This window comes from Variovorax sp. GW458-11-26-14-LB1, from assembly GCF_059423965.1.
Map to the genome: position 1 here is coordinate 49,412 of NZ_JBWKYW010000038.1, position 15,717 is coordinate 65,128.

A 15,717-nucleotide genomic window follows, 5' to 3' on the forward strand; every position below is an offset into this window, starting at 1 on the left:
GCCTTCTTAGTTGCCAACCGTCACGTACACATGGCACGTGGGCTTGCTGATGCGATTGCCGCGACCCTTGGCGCGCGCCGTGAAGCGCTTGAGCGTTGCACCTTGCTCGACGTAGATGGTCTTGACCTTCAGCTCGTCGATGTCGGCACCGTCGTTGTGCTCGGCGTTGGCAATCGCCGACTCGAGCACCTTCTTGATGATCACAGCGGCCTTCTTCTGCGTGAATTGCAGAACGTTGAGCGCTTGATCGACCTTCTTGCCGCGGATCAGGTCCGCGACCAGACGGCCCTTGTCGACCGACAGGCGGACACCGCGGAGGACTGCACGTGTTTCAGACATGGTCGTTCCTTACTTCTTCTGGACTTTTTTGTCCGCGGGGTGCCCCTTGAACGTGCGCGTGAGCGCAAATTCGCCGAGCTTGTGGCCGACCATCTGGTCGGTGATGTACACGGGCACGTGTTGCTTGCCGTTGTGCACAGCGATGGTCAGACCGATGAACTCGGGCAGAACCATCGAGCGGCGCGACCAGGTCTTGATCGGCTTCTTGTCCTTGTTCGTCACGGCCTTGTCGGCCTTGGCCACGAGGTGGTGGTCGACGAAAGGACCCTTTTTGAGAGAGCGAGTCATTGGCTATCCCTTACTTCTTGCGACGCGACACGATGAAGACCTGCGTGCGCTTGTTGTTACGGGTGCGATAGCCCTTGGTCAGATTGCCCCACGGGTCGACAGGATGGCGGCCTTCGCCAGTCTTGCCTTCGCCACCACCGTGCGGGTGGTCGACCGGGTTCATCACCACGCCGCGAACGGTCGGGCGAATACCCATGTGACGCTTCACACCGGCCTTGCCGAGCTGGCGCAGGCTGTGTTCTTCGTTGGCCACTTCACCGATGGTCGCGCGGCATTCGATGTGAATGCGACGGACTTCGCCCGAACGCATGCGAACCTGGGCGTAGACGCCTTCACGGGCCAGCAGCGTGGCCGAGGTACCGGCCGAACGTGCGATCTGCGCGCCCTTGCCGGGTTGCAGTTCGATGCAGTGGATCGTCGAACCCACGGGGATGTTGCGGATCGGCAGGGTGTTGCCGGCGCGGATCGGGGCTTCGGCGCCCGACATCAGGGTTGCACCGGCTTCCAGACCGCGCGGGGCGATGATGTAGCGGCGCTCGCCGTCGGCGTAGCAGACCAGAGCGATGTGGGCGGTGCGGTTCGGGTCGTACTCGATGCGTTCGACCTTGGCCGGGATGCCGTCCTTGTTGCGCACGAAGTCGACAATGCGGTAGTGGTGCTTGGCACCACCGCCACGATGGCGGATCGTGATGTGACCGTTGTTGTTACGGCCGGCCTTCTGGAACTGGGGTTCCAGCAGGGCTGCGTGAGGCGCACCCTTGTGCAGGTGGTCACGCGAAATCTTCACCGCGCCGCGTTGGCCCGGCGAAGTGGGTTTCATCTTGATGACGGCCATGATTAAGCGCCTTCCCCGACGAGGTTGAGCTCTTGACCGGCCTTCAGCGTCACATAAGCCTTGCGCACGTTGTCGCGGCGGCCGATGGACTTGCCAAAGCGCTTGGTCTTGCCCTTGGTGTTGAGCACCGACACGCCCTGGACTTCGACCTTGAACATCAGTTCGACAGCGGCCTTGATCTCGGGCTTGGTGGCGTCTTGCAGCACCTTGAAAGTGACAGCGTTCGACTTCTCGCCGACCATCGTGGCCTTTTCGGACACGATCGGTGCGACCAGCACGTTCATGAGACGGCCTTCGTCGAACTTACGTTGTGCAGGGGTGGGGTTCACGCGGCTCATGCGAACATCTCCTTGAGCTTGTCGACGGCACCCTTGGTGACCAGCACCTTCTTGTAGTGAACCAGCGACACCGGATCGGCGTAACGGGGTTCGACCACGAGGATGTTGACCAGATTGCGCGAGGCAAGGTACAGGTTTTCGTCGACTTCTTCGGCGATCACGAGCACGGACTCGAGATTCATTGCCTTGAAACGGGCTGCCAGCGGCTTCGTCTTGGGCGAATCCACGGTCAGCGAATCGACCACGGCCAGACGGCCTTCGCGAGCGAGCTGCGAGAAGATGGAGGCCATGCCGGCGCGGTACATCTTCTTGTTGATCTTCTGCGAGAAGTTTTCGTCAGGCATGTTCGGGAAGATCCGGCCGCCTCCGCGCCACAGGGGCGAGGACGTCATACCGGCGCGGGCGCGGCCCGTTCCCTTTTGCTTGAAAGGCTTCTTGGTCGAGTGCTTGACCTGTTCGCGGTCCTTCTGGGCGCGCGTGCCTTGACGGGCGTTGGCCTGGAATGCAACGACGATCTGGTGGACCAGGTCTTCGTTGTAGTCACGGCCGAACACGGTCTCGGGGGCGTCGTACTTCGACGCGGCCTGGCCTTGTTCGTTCAGGAGTTCGAGTTGCATTACTTCGCTCCTTCAGCCGCTTGCGGCTTGGCCTTGATGGCGGGACGCACGGTGACGAAGCCACCCTTCGAACCCGGGATCGCGCCCTTGATGAGCAGCAGCTGACGTGCTTCGTCGATGCGGAACACGTCGAGGTTTTGCGTCGTGCGGGTGACGTCGCCGAGGTGGCCCGTCATGCGCTTGCCGGGGAACACGCGACCGGGGTCTTGTGCCATGCCGATCGAGCCGGGCACGTTGTGCGAACGGCTGTTACCGTGCGACGCGCGCTGCGAGCTCATGTTGTGACGCTTGATCGTGCCGGCGTAGCCCTTGCCGATGGTCGTGCCTTGCACGTCCACCTTCTGGCCCACGGAGAACACGCTGCTCGCCGCGATCACGCCGCCAGCCTTGTGCTGACCTGCGGTATCGGCGGTGACGCGGAATTCCTGGATGATTTCACCAGCTTCGACACCTGCCTTGGCAAGGTGGCCGGCTTGGGGCTTGGTCACGCGCGATGCTTTGCGCGAACCGAACGTCACCTGCAGGGCGACGTAGCCATCGGTCTCTTGGGACTTGATCTGGGTCACACGGTTGTTGGACACATCCACCACCGTGACAGGAACTGCGTCCCCGTCATCGGTGAAGAGACGCATCATCCCCACCTTGCGGCCCAGCAACCCGAGGGAGTTGCTCAGACTCATTTGTTTTCTCCAAAAATGGAAGACTTCCTTCGCCGCTGCCACTTCAATTGGCGACAGCGTTTGGCTGGTTTCCCGGCCTGCGAGAGAAGGTTGATAAATCTCCGCCAGAACGGCGCCCGAACGGACGCAACAAGGGCAGAGCCAGAGATTATAGCCCGCAGTCGAACATGGGCGCAAGTGGCCCTTTCCGGTCCGGATTCAGGGGCTTCCGGCCCCGTTTCGGGCGGCTTTCGAGCCTATTTCGCGGGCAGCGAGATGATGTTGTCGCCGCCTGGCAGCGACTTGATCTCGCCATTGGCCTTCATGGCGGGCGCCGCCGCGCCAGTCTGGATCGGGATGGAAATGGCACTGGTCCGACCAGCCTGCTTGATGAACACATTCAGGTAGGCCAGACCCTCACCCTGGCTGACCACCGTGACAGAAGTGTCGGAGCGCTGTCCCGGCGGCAGGCTCAGCGACGCGCTGCCGGACAGCGTCAGGCCCGCATCGACCGTCAGCGTCACGCTGGCGCCCGCGGGGTCGCTGACGCCGTCGAACTGCAGAACGACGACCGTCGGCTTGCCGGCCTGAGGCGCACCGCCCAGCCGGTACTGCAGCTTGACGCCGGAGTCATTGGGTTTTCTCGATGCGGTCACCCAGGGGGTGGCCGCATCCTTCGAGGCTGCAGCCGACAGCTTCGCAGTGGTGCGCGCCGGTGGCATGCCGTCGGCCAGGGCAGAGACCGGGAGCGCGGACAGTGCAAGTCCCGCCGCCAACGCGGCAGCCAAAGAGAGGCGAGTGTTCAGGATCATCGCGAGCCTTCCCTTCCTATTGAACGAGCACGCTGAGGCACAGCGGCGAAGCAGAGGTGCTCGTCATTGCAGCATCCCGCACTGCCAGAACGTACTCACCCGCGCTCAGGCTGACCCGGTTGCCCGACCGGGCGATCTCTCCGCCTCGGAAGACGTCGAAGTCCGGCAGCGTGGCGCCCCCGACCGTGACTTGGTAGTCCCGGTTCGCCGGCGCGGTGAAGCGCAGGTAGGCAATGCTGCCGTGCTTGTTGCCGGTACCCGCCGCATTGGAGACGCAGGCACTGCTCGGCGCCGGACCAACCGTCAAGGCTCCGTACATCGGCAGCGCTCTTGGCACCCCGCCGTCGTTCGATTCGCCCGTGCCGAATGCATCGCTGGAGGTGATGCCCTGCCCAGCCAACAGGCTGTTCAGCGCCGAGGCGTTGCCAGGCGACGTCGCATTGAACGCGGCGGCGAACGCGTGGATGGACGTGACCGGCGCGCCGCTTCGAAACTGGAAGCCGGTCAAGGTGTCGTGGATGGGCTTGAAGCCGGCTTGCCGGTTGAGGTTCCACAGGATGGCCTGGACCGACAGTTCGCGGAACCAGCCCGGGTTGCCGGTCGGGGGCCCGGCGGACAGATCCAGCCGCCCACCGTCGCCCTGCTGCGCACCCGTCGAGTCCACGTAGTTGCTCCGGTTCAGCGCGATGCCCGACCATGCATTGCCCCAGCCCTCGGAAAAAGCGAGCCGCCGGTCGAGACGATCCGTTCCGTCATGCTCGCCCCCCATCGAATCGTCGCGGCTGAACGCCGACTGGTAATAGTGCCCCCACTCATGCGCGATCACCGGTGCGTCGAACTCGTCGGTGTCGACGTTCTCCTTGCCCAGCACATAGATCTGCCGACCGCTGCTTCCGTTGTTGAAGAAGAAGGTCGTGCCGATTTGCCCTGTCGCGAGGTTGATCGACGTGGACGGCGCATTGTCGGCACTCCAGAAAACCTTCAGCACAGGAAACGCCGAAGCTGGCGCCACCGACAGCACCTTCTGCATGGAGGTGTAGATCGTGTCGAGCACGGCGAACGGCGCTGCGACGCGCGTCCCGCTGTAGCCAGAACCTCCCCAGCCGCTGTCCGCACGCAGGTCGCGCGTCAATGCCACGCTTCCCGACGAAAAGCTCGCCGACTGCATCGAGTACAGCGCGTCGCTGCGGGTGTTGTCGCGCACCGTGACATCCCAGGTCGCGCCCGGGCCGGTCCGGGTCAGCTGGGCCCGGACGCGCACGGTGATGTTCGTGTTCGCCGGCACCGAGACCGCGTAATTGCCACCGTCATCCGTGGCGGTCAACGCGAGCTGCGCCGATGTGTTGGCATCGAGCACTTCCACCGTGGCGCCGCGCACGGGCTTGGCTGTGGTGTTCGCGTACAGGAGGGGCCCGCTGTTGTTCGGCACCGAGTCGTAAGTGGCTTTCCCGCTCAGGGTGACCGGGTTCAGCACGATCGGCAGGCCGATGGGAAACCCACCGCCGCCTCCGCCACCACCGCCTCCCCCACCGCAACCTGCCAGCAATGCCGCTGCGATGCACGCCGCACCGAATGCAAAAGAGAACTTCTGGCTCATCACGTGTGCTGCCCTCATTTCAGCCCCGGCGCACTGCGTCCCGCAGGCCGGTGCGCGAGGATGCCACACTTGAGAAACAAACGTGAAGCACAAAAAAGCCCGCCTGCATTTCTGCAGGCGGGCTGTGCTCGGAATGCGACGCGAGGTCGAATTACTGCAGCTTGATCTCGACGTCGACGCCGGCCGGCAGGTCGAGCTTCATCAGCGCGTCCACGGTCTTGTCGGTGGGGTCGACGATGTCCATCAGGCGCTGGTGCGTGCGGATTTCCAGCTGGTCGCGCGACGTCTTGTTGACGTGCGGCGAACGCAGGATGTCGAAACGCTTCATGCGGGTCGGCAGGGGCACGGGGCCCTTGACGATCGCGCCGGTGCGCTTGGCGGTGTCCACGATTTCAGCGGCCGACTGGTCGATCAGCTTGTAGTCGAATGCCTTCAGGCGGATGCGGATCTTTTGCTTGGTAGCCATGGTGATTCCTTTGCGTCCGGCTTAGATGTCGAGGATCTTGGCCACGACGCCCGAACCCACGGTACGGCCGCCTTCACGGATGGCGAAGCGCAGGCCTTCTTCCATCGCGATCGGGTTGATCAGCTTCACGGTGATGCTGACGTTGTCGCCGGGCATGACCATTTCCTTGTCCGCGGGCAGCTCGATCGCGCCGGTCACGTCCGTCGTGCGGAAGTAGAACTGCGGACGGTAGTTGTTGAAGAACGGCGTGTGACGGCCGCCTTCGTCCTTGGACAGGACATACACCTCGGCGGTGAAGTGCACGTGCGGCTTGATCGAGCCGGGCTTGCACAGCACTTGGCCGCGCTCGACTTCTTCGCGCTTCGTGCCGCGCAGCAGCACGCCGACGTTGTCGCCAGCTTGACCCTGGTCCAGCAGCTTGCGGAACATTTCCACGCCGGTGCAGGTGGTCTTGACGGTGGGGCGGATACCGACGATTTCGATTTCTTCGCCGACCTTGATCACGCCGCGCTCGACAGCGCCGGTCACCACGGTGCCGCGACCCGAGATCGAGAACACGTCTTCCACGGGCATCAGGAACGTGCCGTCCACAGCGCGCTCAGGCGTGGGGATGTACGTGTCCAGGGCTTCTGCCAGCTTCATGATGGCGCCTTCGCCCAGGTCGCCCTTGTCGCCTTCCAGGGCGAGCTTGGCCGAGCCGTGGATGATGGGGGTGTCGTCGCCGGGGAATTCGTACTTGTCGAGGAGTTCGCGAACTTCCATTTCGACCAGCTCGAGCAGCTCCTTGTCGTCGACCATGTCGCACTTGTTCAGGAACACGATGATGTAGCCCACGCCCACCTGGCGAGCCAGCAGGATGTGTTCACGGGTCTGGGGCATCGGGCCGTCAGCGGCCGAGCACACCAGGATGGCGCCGTCCATCTGGGCAGCGCCGGTGATCATGTTCTTCACGTAGTCGGCGTGGCCGGGGCAGTCGACGTGTGCGTAATGGCGGTTGGCCGTTTCGTACTCGACGTGCGCGGTGTTGATCGTGATGCCGCGGGCCTTTTCTTCAGGCGCTGCGTCGATCTGGTCGTAAGCCTTGGCTTCGCCGCCGAACTTGGCCGACAGCACGGTGGCGATCGCAGCCGTCAGCGTGGTCTTGCCGTGGTCAACGTGACCGATCGTGCCCACGTTCACGTGCGGCTTGGTGCGGGTGAATTTACCTTTTGCCATTTTTCGACTCCGAAAAAAACGATTTCAACGCATGCAGATGGGTCGCAAGCCTGTCGTTGCAACCCCAGAAAACTGGTGCCCTTTGCGGGAATCGGACCCGCGACCTCTCCCTTACCAAGGGAGTGCTCTACCACTGAGCCAAAAGGGCTTTTGTTCTAACCAAATCGCTTCCGGCGCCGAACCGGGTCTCTGGAGCGGGAGACGGGAATCGAACCCGCGTCATCAGCTTGGAAGGCTGGGGTTCTACCATTGAACTACTCCCGCATCGGGGGCACTTCAAGGCACCCAAAGCGCTAGATCCAATCGCTCTTAGAAACCAAATTCATCGCTGGTGGAGAGGGCTGGATTCGAACCAGCGTACTCGTAAGAGGGCAGATTTACAGTCTGCTGCCATTAACCACTCGGCCACCTCTCCGGCGAACCTCGAAATATAGCACGATTTTGTGACTACACAGGATTCCCAGCAAAAGATGAAGCGTGGAAACCTGCTCGAGGTGTGAAGCCTCTGATTATGAGCGAAGTTCGGAGCCTCCCGACTGCTGCGCCTCACGCCATGCACGGGCTTGACCAAAATGACCGCAGCCGATGAACGGAACCGGCGGCCGGAGCGCAGACAGCGGCGAGGGATGATTCGACATCAGCACCTTATGGCGCCCAACATCGATCAACGCACGCTTACTTTGCGCGTGCGAGCCCCATAGCATAAAAACAACAGGTCGCTCGCCCTGCGCCACATGGCGAATCACGGCGTCGGTCAGCACCTCCCAGCCGCGGCCCGAATGGCTGGCCGGCTGGGCCTCCTCGACCGTGAGGCAGGTGTTGAGCAGCAGCACGCCGTGCGTCGCCCATTTCACGAGACTGCCGCCCGGATTCGGAAACGCCGGCGGCGGCGTGCCCAGGTCGCGCTGGAGCTCCTTGAAGATGTTGCGCAGCGACGGCGGCAGGGCCACGCCCGACGCCACCGAGAAGGCCAGCCCCTCGGCCTGCCCGCGCCCGTGGTACGGGTCCTGGCCCAGGATCACCACGCGCACGTCTTCCGGCGGCGTGAGTTCCAGCGCCCGCAGCGGCTGCGGCGGAAAGATCACCGCCCCGGCGTCGAGGCGCTCGCGCAGGAAGCCCTGCAGCTTCTGGCCGACCGCGCCGGCAAAGAAATCGTCGACCAGCGGCTGCCAGCCCGGCGCCACCGGCCAGTCGGCGGGATCGCTGCTCGACAGCTGGTCCGGCCGCGTCATTTGAACAATGCGGCGAGCGCCTCGCCGGGTTCCTTGGCGCGCATGAAGGCTTCGCCGACCAGGAAGGCGTTGACGCCCGCGGCGCGCAGCGTGGCGACGTCCTCGCGCGTGGCAATGCCCGATTCGGTCACCGGCAGGCGATCCGCCGGCAGCCTGGGCAACAGATCGATCGTCGCCTGGATCGACACCTCGAAGTTGCGCAGGTTGCGGTTGTTGACGCCGATGAGCGGTGTCTTGAGCTTCAGCGCGCGATCGAGCTCGGCCGCGTCGTGCACCTCGACCAGCACCGCCATGCCCAACCCGCGCGCGATGGCTTCGTAGTCCTTCATCTGCGCGTCGTCGAGGCAGGCGGCGATCAGCAGGATCGCGTCGGCGCCCATCGCGCGCGACTCGTACACCTGGTAGGCGTCGACGATGAAATCCTTGCGCAGCACGGGCAGGCCACACGAGGCGCGCGCCTGCTTGAGGTAGTCGACGCCACCCTGGAAGAACTGCTTGTCGGTCAGCACCGAGAGGCAGGCCGCGCTCACCACGCCGTCGCCCTCGGCATAGCTTTGCGCGATGTCGGCCGGAATGAAGTCTTCGCGCAGCACGCCCTTGCTCGGGCTGGCCTTCTTGACCTCGGCGATCACCGCCGCCTGGCCGGCCGCGATCTTGGCGCGCAACGCGGCCTCGAAGTCGCGCGTGAGCACGCGGCTTTCGGCGTCGAAGCGCACGGCCTCGAGCGGGGCACGCTTCAGTGCGGCGGCAACTTCCTGGCGCTTGACGGCGACGATCTTGTCGAGAATGTCTGACATGGCTTGCTCTGCTTTCGGTGGCACGACGGCCTGATTCTCAGAAGGAGGTGGAGGCCTTGACCAGCTCGTCGAGCTTGGCCCTGGCCGCACCGGACGCGATGGCCTGGCGCGAGCGCTCCACGCCCGCCGGCACCGAGTCGACCACGTTGGCCGCATACAGCGCCGCGCCCGCGTTGAGGAGCACGATGTCCAGCGCCGGGCCGGCCTGGTTGTCCAGCACGCCGATCAGCATGGCCTTCGATTGCTCGGGCGTCTCGACGCGCAGCGAACGGTTGCTCGCCATCTGGAAGCCGAAGTCTTCGGGGTGCAGCTCGTACTCGCGTATCTCGCCGTCCTTGAGCTCGCCGATCATGGTGGCCGCGCCCAGCGAGATCTCGTCCATGCCGTCGCGGCCGTAGACCACCACCGCATGCTCGGCACCGAGGCGCTGCAGCGCGCGCACCTGGATGCCCACGAGGTCGGGGTGGAACACGCCCATCAGGATGTTCGGCGCGCCGGCCGGGTTGGTCAGCGGGCCGAGGATGTTGAAGATCGTCTTGATGCCGAGTTCCTTGCGCACCGGCGCGACGTTCTTCATCGCGGGATGGTGGTTCGGCGCGAACATGAAGCCGATGCCGACCTGCGCGATGCACTGCGCGATCTGCTCGGGCTTGAGGTTGATGTTGACGCCCAGCGACTCCAGCACGTCGGCACTGCCCGACTTGCTCGACACGCTGCGCCCGCCATGCTTGCTCACCTTGGCGCCGGCCGCGGCCGCGACGAACATCGAGCAGGTCGAGATGTTGAAGGTGTGCGAGCCGTCGCCGCCGGTGCCCACGATGTCCACAAGGTTCGTGGTGTCGGCCACGGGCACCTTGGTCGACACCTCGCGCATCACCTGCGCGGCGGCGGTGATCTCGCCGATGGTTTCCTTCTTCACGCGCAGGCCGGTGATCAGCGCGGCCATCATCACGGGCGAACACTCGCCGCTCATGATGAGCCGCACGATGTGCAGCATCTCGTCGTGGAAGACTTCGCGGTGTTCGATGGTGCGCTGCAGCGCTTCCTGGGGGGTGATCATGAAGGGTCTCCTCGGTGTGTGCGTGTAGCCAGGCTTCAGAAGGTGTGAATGAATCCGGCGTGGCCGAGCAGCCCGCCCAGGCGCGCCCCCTCAAGGCGCAAAGCGCAGCCATAGCTCGGGCTATGGCGAGCATTTGCAACGCCGAGGGGGCGTGTCTGGGCGGGATGAGCGGACATGGCGGGTTCGTTCACACCTTCTCAAGCCTTGAAGAAGCCGCGGATCGCCGCGACGGCGCGGTCGACGCCCGCGGCATCGACGTCCAGGTGCGTCACGAAGCGCAGGCGGTATAGCCCGGTCGCGAGGATGCCCTGCTCATTGAGGCTGGCGAGCAGCGCCGCAGAACGCGCCTGCGCCGCCCCCGTGAGATCGACGAACACGATGTTCGTGTCCGGCGCCTCGACCTTCAGGCCTTCGATGCCCTCAAGCCCCTGTGCGAGGCGCTGCGCCAGCGCATGGTCGTCGGCCAGACGGTCGATGTGGTGGTCGAGCGCATGCGAGGCCGCGGCCGCCAGCAGGCCGGCCTGCCGCATGCCGCCGCCCGCCATCTTGCGGATGCGGTGGGCGCGCGCGATGAACTCGCGCGAACCGACCAGCGTCGAGCCGATGGGTGCGCCCAGGCCCTTGCTGAAGCACACCGACACGCTGTCGAAGCACTGCGCGATACGGCGGGCTTCGGCGCGGATGTCGGTTCGCTTGTTCAGCGCAGCCTGTGCGGTGGCGGCATTGAAGAGCCGCGCGCCATCCAGGTGCCGCTGCAGCCCCTTGCTTTTCGCCAGGTCGGTCGCGGCCTGCACGTAGTCGAAGGGCAGCAGCTTGCCGCCCAGCGTGTTCTCCAGCGCCAGCAGCTTCGTGCGCGCGAAGTGCGCGTCGTCGGGCTTGATGGCGGCCTCGATCTGCGCCAGCGGCAGCGTGCCGTCGGGTGCGTGGTCCAGCGGCTGCGGCTGCACGCTGCCGAATACCGCGGCGCCGCCGCCTTCCCAGCGGTAGGCATGCGCCTGCTGGCCGACGATGTACTCGTCGCCACGGCCGCAGTGCGACAGGATCGCGCACAGGTTGCTCTGCGTGCCGGTGGGCACGAACAGCGCCGCCTCGAAGCCCAGCAGCGCGGCGATCTTCTCCTGCAGCGCATTGACGCTCGGGTCGGTGCCGAAGACGTCATCGCCCAGCGGCGCAGCCGCCATGGCCTCGCGCATCGCGGGCGTGGGCTGCGTGACGGTGTCGCTGCGCAGGTCGACGATGGGAGAGCGTTCGGTCATGGTGGGTCAGTCCAGAAAGTTCTTGAGCATGGCGTGGCCGTGCTCGGTGAGGATCGATTCGGGATGGAACTGCACGCCTTCGATGCGCACGTCGTGCGCAAAGCCGGTATGCCGCACACCCATGATCTCGCCGTCGTCGGTCCAGGCGGTGACAGCCAGTTCTTTCGGGCAGCTCTCGCGCTCGATCGAGAGCGAGTGGTAGCGGTTGACGATGAACTTCTGCGGCAGGCCCGCGAACACACCCTCTTGCGTGGTCGTGATCTCGCTGGTCTTGCCGTGCATGAGCTGCTGCGCGCGCACGATCTTGCCGCCGAAGGCCGCGCCGATCGCCTGGTGGCCCAGGCACACGCCCAGGATGGGCAGCTTGCCCGCGAAGGCCTCGATGGCCGCCACCGACACGCCCGCCTCGGCCGGCGAACATGGACCCGGCGACACCACCAGCCGCGTCACGCCCGAAGCGATCAGCGTGCCGATCTGCTCGAGGGTGATCTCGTCGTTGCGGTGCACCTGCACGTCCGCCCCCAGCTCGCCGAAGTACTGGACGATGTTGTAGGTGAACGAATCGTAGTTGTCGATCATCAGCAGTTTCATGGCTTGCTCACAATCCGGTGCACGCCCTTGACGACGGGGAACACGTTGAAGTTGATCAGGAGGCCCAGCTTGAGGCCCGACAGGCGCAGTGCAGCGAGCACCTGCGCGCGGTGCAGGTCGGTCAGCACGTCGACGGCGCGCAGCTCGACGATGACCGACTGCTCGATCACGAAGCCCGCGCGGTACACCTCGCCCAGCGACCGGCCCTTGTAGCTGGCCGACAGCGCCACGTCGCGCGCGAAGCCGATCTCGCGCTCGGCGAGTTCGATGGCCAGTGTCGCGGCGTAGGCGCCTTCGTCGAGCCCCGTGCCGAGCACGCGCTGCACCTCGACGGCGGCGCCGATGATCTCGTGCGAGAAGTCATTCTGGATGTCCGGTGCGTTGCTCATTCCAGGCCTTCCTCGACCAGTTCGGCGGCACGCAGGAGTGCGCGCGCCTTGGCTTCTGTTTCCTTCCACTCCAGCTCGGGCACCGAGTCGGCCACCACGCCGGCCGCGGCCTGCACGTGCAGCATCTGGTCCTTCACGATGCCGGTGCGGATCGCGATGGCCACGTCCATGTCGCCCGCGTAGCTGATGTAGCCGCAGGCGCCGCCGTACAGGCCGCGCTTGGTGGGCTCGAGCTGGTCGATGAGTTCCATCGCATGCACCTTGGGCGCGCCGGTCAGCGTGCCGGCGGGGAACGTGGCCTTGAGCACGTCGATGGCGGTCATGCCGTCCTTCAGCGTGCCTTCGACGTTGCTCACGATGTGCATCACGTGGCTATAGCGCTCCACCGCGAAGGCCTCGGTCACCTTCACGGTGCCGGTCTTGGCGATGCGGCCGATGTCGTTGCGCGCCAGGTCGATCAGCATCACGTGCTCGGCGCGCTCCTTCGGGTCGTTGATGAGCTCCACCTCGGCCGCCTTGTCGAGCTCGATCGACGCGCCGCGCGGGCGCGTGCCGGCCAGCGGGCGGATGGTGATCTTCTGCTCGCCGTCGCCCGTGTTCTCCTGGCGCACCAGGATCTCGGGCGAGGCGCCCACCACGTGGAAGTCGCCCAGGTTGTAGTAGTACATGTAGGGCGACGGGTTCAGCGAACGCAGCGCGCGGTACAGCGACAGCGGCGACTCGGTGTAGCGCTTGCTGATGCGCTGGCCCACCTGCACCTGCATGAAGTCGCCGGCGGCGATCATCTCTTTCGCGCGCTCCACGGCCGCGAGGTAGTCGGCCTTGGCGAAGCTGCGCTCGGGCGGATGCGCCTGCGTGGGCTTCACAACGGGCGCGCTCACCGAGTACTTGAGCTTGTCCTTGAGCTCGCGCAGGCGGCGCTTGCCCACGGCGTAGGCCTCGGGCTGCTTCGGGTCGGCGTAGACGATGAGATAGAGCTTGCCCGAGAGGTTGTCGATGACGGCGAGTTCTTCGCACTGCAGCAGCAGGATGTCGGGGCAGCCCAGCGCGTCGGGCGGGCAGCTCTTTTCGAGCTTGCGCTCGATGTGGCGCACGGTGTCGTAGCCGAAGTAGCCGGCCAGGCCGCCACAGAAGCGCGGCAGGCCGGGCCGCAGCGCGACCTTGAAGCGCTTCTGGTAGTCGGCCACGAAGTCCAGCGGGTTGCCCTTGGCGGTCTCGACGACCTGGCCGTCGGTCACAACTTCGGTGACGGCCTCGTCGCCGAAGCCCGAGGCACGCAGCAAGGTGCGCGCCGGCAGGCCGATGAAGCTGTAGCGCCCGAAGCGCTCGCCGCCCACCACCGATTCGAGCAGGAAGCTGTGCTTGCCGCCGCCCTGCGAATGGGCGAGTTTCAGGTAGAGGGAAAGCGGGGTTTCGAGGTCGGCAAAGGCCTCGGCCATCAGCGGGATGCGGTTGTAGCCCTGGGCGCTGAGGCTCTTGAATTCAAGTTCGGTGATCACGGATCGTTCTCCAGTTGCCTGCCGACGCTCCTTTGGCCGGTGGCAAGGTCATTCACGAGAGTGGCCCGGTGCCGGCATGCGTGCCGGCTCGGAACCGCGGGCGCACGGCGTGCGCCGCGCAATCAAACAGTCAGCGATGTATGGCGACGCCAGGGCCAGGCTCCCCGGCTGCCTTCACCTGTTTGAATGATGTGATGAACGAACATGGAGCGCCGAGTTTAGCCCACGAAAACCAGGCCTTGTGCAACCGCAGGCTTCAGGGTTCCCCCGGAGCCTGCGGGATAAAACGAAAAGATACATTCGCACGACCGTTCGCAAATTCAAGGAGACTCACTTGCTCGCACCCCTGCTCCCGGCCGTGTTCTCCCGCCTCGCGGCGCTCGCTGTCCTCTCGGCCGCGCTCTGCGGCAGTGCCTTCGCGGCGCAGGTCGAGGTGGCGGGCGTCAAGCTCGACGACCAGATGGACCTGCGCGGCGCCCCGCTGGTGCTCAACGGCGCGGGCATCCGCTACAAGACCATCATCAAGGTCTACACGGCCGGCCTGTACCTGGGCAAGAAGGCCTCGACCACCGAAGAGGCACTGGCCGTGCCGGGCCCCAAGCGCGTGGCGATCACCATGCTGCGCGACATCGACGCCAACGAGCTCGGCAAGCTCTTCGTCAAGGGCGTGGAAGACAACTCGCCCAAGAGCGAAATGGTCAATCTGATCCCCGGCCTGCTGCGCATGGGCCAGATGTTCGCGGACCAGAAGCAGCTCAAGGCCGGCGACACCTTCACCATCGACTGGGTGCCCGGCACGGGCACGCTGATCACGGTGCGCGGCGTGCCGCAGCCCGACCCGGTGAAGGAAGTGGCGTTCTTCAATGCGCTGATGCGCATCTGGCTGGGACCGAACCCGGCCGACTGGAAGCTGAAGGACGCGCTGCTCGGAAAGCAGTAGACCGGCGCGAGCCCGTCAGGCCGCCGCGAGGTCGGCCAGCGAATCCACGAACCCGTCCGCATCCACGCCGCGCACCGGCTCGCCGTGGTTGTAGCCGTAGGTCACGAGCACCACGGGGCAGCCAGCGGCGCGCGCGGCACGCGCGTCGTTGCTCGAGTCGCCCACCATCAGCGTGCGCGCGGGCACCGTGCCCAGCGCCTCGCAGGTCTTCAGCAGCGGCAGCGGGTCGGGCTTCTTGCGCTCGAAGGCGTCGCCGCCGAACACCTGCTCGAAGAAGCCGTCGAGCCCCTTCGCGGCCAGCAGCGGCTTGGCGAAGGAGGTCGGCTTGTTCGTGAGGCAGGCCAGCCGCAGCCCGCGCGCGCGCAGCGCCTTCAGGCCCTCGACCACGCCGGGGTAGGCGGCCGAATACCGGCCGTTGATCTCGAGGTAGTGGTGCTGGTAGCGCTCCCACGCGCGATCGAACAGCGCCGCCGGGGCCGGCGCGCCCACGTGCGCCAGCGCCGACAGGATCAGGTGCTCCGAGCCCTTGCCCACCATGCGCTCGATGGCGGCGGGTGTCACCGGCGGCAGCTCGAGGTCGCGCAGCATGCGGTTCAGGGCCTCGGCAAAGTCGCCGAGCGTGTCGACCATGGTGCCGTCGAGGTCGACGATGGCGGCGTCGAAGCGGGAGAGATCGGTGCGAAGAGTGTCCAAAACAGGCGGCTCCCCGGGGAGCGAAGTGGGTGGTGGATGCGCGAGGCACGCATTGTCCCCCGGCCGCAAAATAGGCGCCCATGACCCCCACGAC

19 protein-coding genes and 3 tRNA genes are annotated in these 15,717 nt (G+C 65.4%); 1 reads left to right on the forward strand and 21 read right to left on the reverse strand.

The window, feature by feature from the left end; translation table 11 throughout:
• Window positions 1-6: 6 nt before the first annotated feature.
• The 20 genes from rplV to trpE form a co-directional block, all read right to left on the reverse strand.
• The gene (gene rplV / locus AC07YS_RS22490; protein WP_007838134.1) at window positions 7-339 is read right to left on the reverse strand and encodes a 50S ribosomal protein L22; all 333 of its coding nucleotides are present in this window, start codon (window positions 337-339) and stop codon (window positions 7-9) included.
• A gap of 9 nt (window positions 340-348) precedes the next feature.
• Window positions 349-627: a 30S ribosomal protein S19 gene (gene rpsS / locus AC07YS_RS22495; RefSeq protein WP_062478874.1), complete on the reverse strand. Its 279-nt coding sequence runs from the start codon at window positions 625-627 to the stop codon at window positions 349-351.
• A 10-nt stretch (window positions 628-637) separates the two neighbouring features.
• Window positions 638-1,462: a 50S ribosomal protein L2 gene (gene rplB, locus AC07YS_RS22500; RefSeq protein WP_056576555.1), complete on the reverse strand. Its 825-nt coding sequence runs from the start codon at window positions 1,460-1,462 to the stop codon at window positions 638-640.
• 2 nt (window positions 1,463-1,464) lie between these two features.
• Complete coding sequence (gene rplW / locus AC07YS_RS22505; protein ID WP_056576559.1) at window positions 1,465-1,800, reverse strand: 50S ribosomal protein L23; 336 nt, start codon at window positions 1,798-1,800, stop codon at window positions 1,465-1,467.
• Window positions 1,797-2,417, reverse strand: a complete 621-nt coding sequence (rplD, locus tag AC07YS_RS22510; RefSeq protein ID WP_062478869.1) for a 50S ribosomal protein L4 — start codon at window positions 2,415-2,417, stop codon at window positions 1,797-1,799. The genes rplW and rplD overlap by 4 nt, the downstream gene beginning before the upstream one ends.
• Window positions 2,417-3,097 (reverse strand): 50S ribosomal protein L3, encoded by a 681-nt coding sequence (gene rplC / locus AC07YS_RS22515; protein ID WP_062478866.1) that lies wholly within the window; start codon window positions 3,095-3,097, stop codon window positions 2,417-2,419. The genes rplD and rplC overlap by 1 nt, the downstream gene beginning before the upstream one ends.
• Before the next feature lie 236 nt (window positions 3,098-3,333).
• Window positions 3,334-3,888 (reverse strand): hypothetical protein, encoded by a 555-nt coding sequence (locus tag AC07YS_RS22520; protein WP_495269604.1) that lies wholly within the window; start codon window positions 3,886-3,888, stop codon window positions 3,334-3,336.
• A 16-nt stretch (window positions 3,889-3,904) separates the two neighbouring features.
• Window positions 3,905-5,485, reverse strand: coding sequence for a hypothetical protein (locus AC07YS_RS22525; RefSeq protein WP_495275731.1), 1,581 nt, complete (start codon window positions 5,483-5,485; stop codon window positions 3,905-3,907).
• A gap of 151 nt (window positions 5,486-5,636) precedes the next feature.
• On the reverse strand, window positions 5,637-5,951 hold the full coding sequence (gene rpsJ, locus AC07YS_RS22530) for a 30S ribosomal protein S10 (protein WP_007838118.1): 315 nt from the start codon (window positions 5,949-5,951) through the stop codon (window positions 5,637-5,639).
• 21 nt (window positions 5,952-5,972) lie between these two features.
• The gene (gene tuf, locus AC07YS_RS22535) at window positions 5,973-7,166 is read right to left on the reverse strand and encodes an elongation factor Tu (RefSeq protein ID WP_062478858.1); all 1,194 of its coding nucleotides are present in this window, start codon (window positions 7,164-7,166) and stop codon (window positions 5,973-5,975) included.
• A 73-nt stretch (window positions 7,167-7,239) separates the two neighbouring features.
• Window positions 7,240-7,314: transfer RNA gene (locus AC07YS_RS22540), tRNA-Thr, on the reverse strand.
• 42 nt (window positions 7,315-7,356) lie between these two features.
• Window positions 7,357-7,430, reverse strand: a tRNA-Gly gene (locus AC07YS_RS22545).
• Between the two features lie 65 nt (window positions 7,431-7,495).
• A tRNA-Tyr gene (locus AC07YS_RS22550) sits at window positions 7,496-7,581 on the reverse strand.
• A 94-nt stretch (window positions 7,582-7,675) separates the two neighbouring features.
• Window positions 7,676-8,398, reverse strand: a complete 723-nt coding sequence (locus AC07YS_RS22555) for a uracil-DNA glycosylase (RefSeq protein ID WP_495269788.1) — start codon at window positions 8,396-8,398, stop codon at window positions 7,676-7,678.
• Complete coding sequence (gene trpC, locus AC07YS_RS22560; RefSeq protein ID WP_495269789.1) at window positions 8,395-9,195, reverse strand: indole-3-glycerol phosphate synthase TrpC; 801 nt, start codon at window positions 9,193-9,195, stop codon at window positions 8,395-8,397. The genes AC07YS_RS22555 and trpC overlap by 4 nt, the downstream gene beginning before the upstream one ends.
• A gap of 37 nt (window positions 9,196-9,232) precedes the next feature.
• The gene (gene trpD / locus AC07YS_RS22565) at window positions 9,233-10,255 is read right to left on the reverse strand and encodes an anthranilate phosphoribosyltransferase (protein WP_095950914.1); all 1,023 of its coding nucleotides are present in this window, start codon (window positions 10,253-10,255) and stop codon (window positions 9,233-9,235) included.
• 197 nt (window positions 10,256-10,452) lie between these two features.
• Window positions 10,453-11,511: a low-specificity L-threonine aldolase gene (gene ltaE / locus AC07YS_RS22570; RefSeq protein ID WP_495269790.1), complete on the reverse strand. Its 1,059-nt coding sequence runs from the start codon at window positions 11,509-11,511 to the stop codon at window positions 10,453-10,455.
• A gap of 6 nt (window positions 11,512-11,517) precedes the next feature.
• Window positions 11,518-12,102, reverse strand: coding sequence for an aminodeoxychorismate/anthranilate synthase component II (locus tag AC07YS_RS22575; protein WP_495269791.1), 585 nt, complete (start codon window positions 12,100-12,102; stop codon window positions 11,518-11,520).
• Window positions 12,099-12,491, reverse strand: a complete 393-nt coding sequence (locus AC07YS_RS22580) for a GxxExxY protein (RefSeq protein WP_495269792.1) — start codon at window positions 12,489-12,491, stop codon at window positions 12,099-12,101. The genes AC07YS_RS22575 and AC07YS_RS22580 overlap by 4 nt, the downstream gene beginning before the upstream one ends.
• Window positions 12,488-13,990 (reverse strand): anthranilate synthase component I, encoded by a 1,503-nt coding sequence (gene trpE, locus AC07YS_RS22585; protein ID WP_056584602.1) that lies wholly within the window; start codon window positions 13,988-13,990, stop codon window positions 12,488-12,490. Before trpE ends, AC07YS_RS22580 begins: the two co-directional genes overlap by 4 nt.
• A gap of 334 nt (window positions 13,991-14,324) precedes the next feature.
• On the opposite strand from trpE, the gene AC07YS_RS22590 reads away from it, so the two are divergent.
• Window positions 14,325-14,930, forward strand: coding sequence for a chalcone isomerase family protein (locus tag AC07YS_RS22590; RefSeq protein WP_095743420.1), 606 nt, complete (start codon window positions 14,325-14,327; stop codon window positions 14,928-14,930).
• Between the two features lie 15 nt (window positions 14,931-14,945).
• Here the strand turns inward: AC07YS_RS22590 and AC07YS_RS22595 are convergent, their stop codons facing one another.
• Window positions 14,946-15,623 (reverse strand): phosphoglycolate phosphatase, encoded by a 678-nt coding sequence (locus AC07YS_RS22595; RefSeq protein ID WP_495269793.1) that lies wholly within the window; start codon window positions 15,621-15,623, stop codon window positions 14,946-14,948.
• Between the last annotated feature and the right edge of the window lie 94 nt (window positions 15,624-15,717).

Coding starts and splice junctions, on each gene's coding strand:
- rplV (WP_007838134.1), bottom strand. CDS start 339: ATGTCTGAAACACGTGCAGTCCTCCGCGGTGTCCGCCTGTCGGTCGAC.
- rpsS (WP_062478874.1), bottom strand. CDS start 627: ATGACTCGCTCTCTCAAAAAGGGTCCTTTCGTCGACCACCACCTCGTG.
- rplB (WP_056576555.1), bottom strand. CDS start 1,462: ATGGCCGTCATCAAGATGAAACCCACTTCGCCGGGCCAACGCGGCGCG.
- rplW (WP_056576559.1), bottom strand. CDS start 1,800: ATGAGCCGCGTGAACCCCACCCCTGCACAACGTAAGTTCGACGAAGGC.
- rplD (WP_062478869.1), bottom strand. CDS start 2,417: ATGCAACTCGAACTCCTGAACGAACAAGGCCAGGCCGCGTCGAAGTAC.
- rplC (WP_062478866.1), bottom strand. CDS start 3,097: ATGAGTCTGAGCAACTCCCTCGGGTTGCTGGGCCGCAAGGTGGGGATG.
- AC07YS_RS22520 (WP_495269604.1), bottom strand. CDS start 3,888: ATGATCCTGAACACTCGCCTCTCTTTGGCTGCCGCGTTGGCGGCGGGA.
- AC07YS_RS22525 (WP_495275731.1), bottom strand. CDS start 5,485: ATGAGCCAGAAGTTCTCTTTTGCATTCGGTGCGGCGTGCATCGCAGCG.
- rpsJ (WP_007838118.1), bottom strand. CDS start 5,951: ATGGCTACCAAGCAAAAGATCCGCATCCGCCTGAAGGCATTCGACTAC.
- tuf (WP_062478858.1), bottom strand. CDS start 7,166: ATGGCAAAAGGTAAATTCACCCGCACCAAGCCGCACGTGAACGTGGGC.
- AC07YS_RS22555 (WP_495269788.1), bottom strand. CDS start 8,398: ATGACGCGGCCGGACCAGCTGTCGAGCAGCGATCCCGCCGACTGGCCG.
- trpC (WP_495269789.1), bottom strand. CDS start 9,195: ATGTCAGACATTCTCGACAAGATCGTCGCCGTCAAGCGCCAGGAAGTT.
- trpD (WP_095950914.1), bottom strand. CDS start 10,255: ATGATCACCCCCCAGGAAGCGCTGCAGCGCACCATCGAACACCGCGAA.
- ltaE (WP_495269790.1), bottom strand. CDS start 11,511: ATGACCGAACGCTCTCCCATCGTCGACCTGCGCAGCGACACCGTCACG.
- AC07YS_RS22575 (WP_495269791.1), bottom strand. CDS start 12,102: ATGAAACTGCTGATGATCGACAACTACGATTCGTTCACCTACAACATC.
- AC07YS_RS22580 (WP_495269792.1), bottom strand. CDS start 12,491: ATGAGCAACGCACCGGACATCCAGAATGACTTCTCGCACGAGATCATC.